The sequence below is a fragment of the Paenibacillus sp. 01T422 genome (assembly GCF_056398785.1).
In genome coordinates, this window is the sequence record NZ_JBFTQB010000824.1 from 1 (window position 1) to 2,961 (window position 2,961).

Consider the following 2,961-nt stretch of genomic DNA (forward strand, 5'->3'; position numbering starts at 1 on the left):
TCCATGAACCATTCACCAGGCTGGATCATGATTTGCTCTTGGTCTGCGAGCGCTTTGCGCAGCACATCCTTGTTCTCCTCATCGGAGAGCCATCCCTCGTGCTCCCAGGATACATGCGGCATCTCCCACATCCGGGCTAACAAGCCCTCCTGCGGACGCTGTCTGATGAGCCATTTGCCCTCATTCTCACCCGTGCCTTCGATCAAAGCCACTGCCCGCAGCTCAGGACGAGGCGGTTTGGCTTTCTTCTTGATGGGCAGGGCTTCTTCCATGCCAGCTTCACGCGCAGAGCAGTGCGCCATGACTGGACATGTCAAGCAGTGCGGCGACCGTGGTGTACATACCATTGCCCCAAGCTCCATCAGCGCTTGATTAAAGTCACTCGCCGTTCCTTCCAGAATGAGCTCGCGCGCCAGCTTCTCCATGCGGGTTCGAGTCGCCGGTTTCATGATATCTTCTTCAATGAGGAAATAACGCGACAACACGCGCATGACATTACCATCTACAGCCGGCTCCGGCTTATTGTAGGCAATGCTTAGAACCGCTCCAGACGTATAGGGACCAACACCTTTTAACGATGAAATCTCTTCCTTCGTCTGCGGTACAATGCCGCCATAACGCTCGTGAACTTCACGTACCGCAGATTGAAGATTCCTTGCACGCGAATAATAGCCTAGTCCCTCCCAAGCTTTCAGAACATTCTCTTCAGGTGCAGTCGCCAGGGCTTCTACTGTTGGGAATTGATCGATAAACCGATGGAAATAAGGAATAACCGTATCGACTCGGGTTTGCTGCAGCATGACTTCGGAAATCCATATATAATAAGGGTTTTTACTTCTTCGCCATGGTAAATCTCGTTTGTGCGTATGGTACCAATCCAGTAAATTTCTGGAAAAATAAAGCATTTGTTCTTGACTGTACATGAGCTCTCCTTCTCTATGGGGCGCGTTCCAGTTATAATGAATGAATGGACATGACTCCATTATACGAGAATTACGGAACATAAAACTAGAGGTGAAAGTATGCAAAACGAGAAGCAAGTACATAAAAGGAAATTATGGATCGATGAAGCGCGCGCTCTCCTTCCTCTGCTCTTCATCTGGGGTGCGGAATGGATATTCAGTGCGCTTATGGATATAGCGATCTATTGGCGCGATCTGGATTGGTTAAAACAAGCCGCACTCCTGACTGCTGTCGTAGCAAGCTTGGTACAGTTGTGGAGTCTGCGGAAGGATTTCCGCGCTGGCGGGGAAGGTTTGAAGGACCAAAGCGGCTGGGGCCATCCGGCTCTGCTGTTGCTGCCAGGCGTGATGTTGATTGCCGCTATCGCTTTGCTCGAGGCAATTGGCGCTATCGGGCCTTTATTCGCCCCAGTGCTGCGAGCTTTCATTCTCGCGATTGGATTTGTGCAGATTGGGCTGCTGCTAGGCAGACCTTTGATTTATTTGGGATTGTGGCTGTTCGCCCTGTCCGCTGTGATGGGCGTGTGGTATTTGGGCTACTCCGCCGTCATACTCGAGGGCATGGGCGGCATTAGCCTGATCGTAAGCGGATATATGCTGCGCGTTTGGGGGCGGCATAGCTAGGCAGCTGCGTGGAAGTGCCCGTGAGAAAGACCAGCAGAAAGTCCAGGTAAATTCGCAGGGATAAGTCATTTAGAGAAAAAGACCTGCAAAACCTACAGGTAATTTCGCAGGGATTAGTCATTTATAGAAAAAGACCTGCAAAACCTACAGGTAATTTCGCAGGGATAAGCTATTTAGAGAAAAGACCTGCAAAACCTACAGGTAATTTCGCGATATTGGGTCGGTTAAAGCTTATTGAACGAAATTAGATGTACAAAATACAGGAAATTAATCAAATTGAGACATGGATGTAGATTTTGATGTACCTTTTACATGATTCATAGAAGTGTAAGGCAAACTTTCTGCGGCAAATAGGAGGACACCCGCTATGAGACAAAACAAAGAAGCCATGCTGCGCACAGCATGGCGGAGGAGAATCGGCGCACTCTTCGTGGCGCCGATGGTRCTCGCGTTAGCCGCGTGCGGCGGGGCTTCAAGTGGCGATGCCACACCGAAGCCTCCGGCCGCCACCGCAGCAAGCGAGAGCAACCCTGCGTTCGTGAAGGCGCAGGAGCTCTTCACAACGAACAAGTGCATCAGCTGCCACGGCGTTGATCTGGCGGGCAGAGCCGGCGCCAAGACCAATTTGCAGAAGGTCGGCAGCCAAATGACCAAAGAGCAAATCACCGGCCAGATCAAGAACGGCGGCGGCGGCATGCCCGCGTACAGCAGCAAGCTGTCCGAAGAAGAAGTCGGACTGCTGAGCGACTGGCTCAGCTCCAAAAAATAGCAGCCCTAGAGCTGCTCCACAATCGCATAGGCGGCAGCCATCGATTCCGTATGCGTAATGCTGATATGAATGCGTAGGCTGCCTATTAAGCCTGCCCGCTGCAGCGCTTCATCGCGCACGTGGCATACCGGTTTGCCCAGTCCATCGGGCAGCACCTCCACGTCTTGAAAGCCAATCTGCTTGCCGATGCCGCAGCCGATTGCTTTCACAATCGCTTCCTTGGCCGCAAATCGGCCAGAAGCAAACTCCGCTAACCGCCCTCGGCGTTTTTGCGCAAGCTCTCTCTCCTGAGGTGTCAAAATCCGCTCCAGAAACCTTTCGCCCGCTGCACCTTCCAGCATCTTGCGCACTCGCGCAATTTCTACTAAATCCGTTCCGACGCCAATAATCATCGCTCGTGAGCACCACTTTTCTGCTGCGTTTTGCGTCCACTGTACACGATTCGTTCCTTACGGTCAAGGGGAGCTGTTTGCTTACCTGTTGCTTACAGAGCGCTTCCGAGTTACTTCCAAGCTACTTACAWACCACTTCTAGTTACTTCCAGGTAAGTAAGTTACCCTATTTTCAGTCCTTCTGCCAAGCAGGAACTAGGCGTATACTGTACAT

At 51.6% G+C, this 2,961-nt stretch carries 4 protein-coding genes; 2 read left to right on the forward strand and 2 right to left on the reverse strand.

Annotated features, from left to right (window positions below; translation table 11 throughout):
- A partial coding sequence (mutY, locus tag AC1DUA_RS31900; protein WP_477503561.1) for an A/G-specific adenine glycosylase occupies positions 1-923 on the reverse strand: 923 nt, incomplete at its 3' end.
- A 99-nt stretch (positions 924-1,022) separates the two neighbouring features.
- Between mutY and AC1DUA_RS31905 the strand changes: the two genes are divergently transcribed.
- Positions 1,023-1,586, forward strand: coding sequence for a hypothetical protein (locus AC1DUA_RS31905; RefSeq protein ID WP_477503562.1), 564 nt, complete (start codon positions 1,023-1,025; stop codon positions 1,584-1,586).
- A 367-nt stretch (positions 1,587-1,953) separates the two neighbouring features.
- Entirely contained in the window at positions 1,954-2,355 is a 402-nt protein-coding gene (locus tag AC1DUA_RS31910; RefSeq protein ID WP_477503563.1) for a c-type cytochrome, read from the forward strand.
- Between the two features lie 5 nt (positions 2,356-2,360).
- Here AC1DUA_RS31910 and acpS read toward each other — a convergent pair whose 3' ends face one another.
- A complete protein-coding gene (acpS, locus tag AC1DUA_RS31915) occupies positions 2,361-2,747 on the reverse strand; it encodes a holo-ACP synthase (protein ID WP_477503564.1) in 387 nt (128 codons plus the stop codon).
- Between the last annotated feature and the right edge of the window lie 214 nt (positions 2,748-2,961).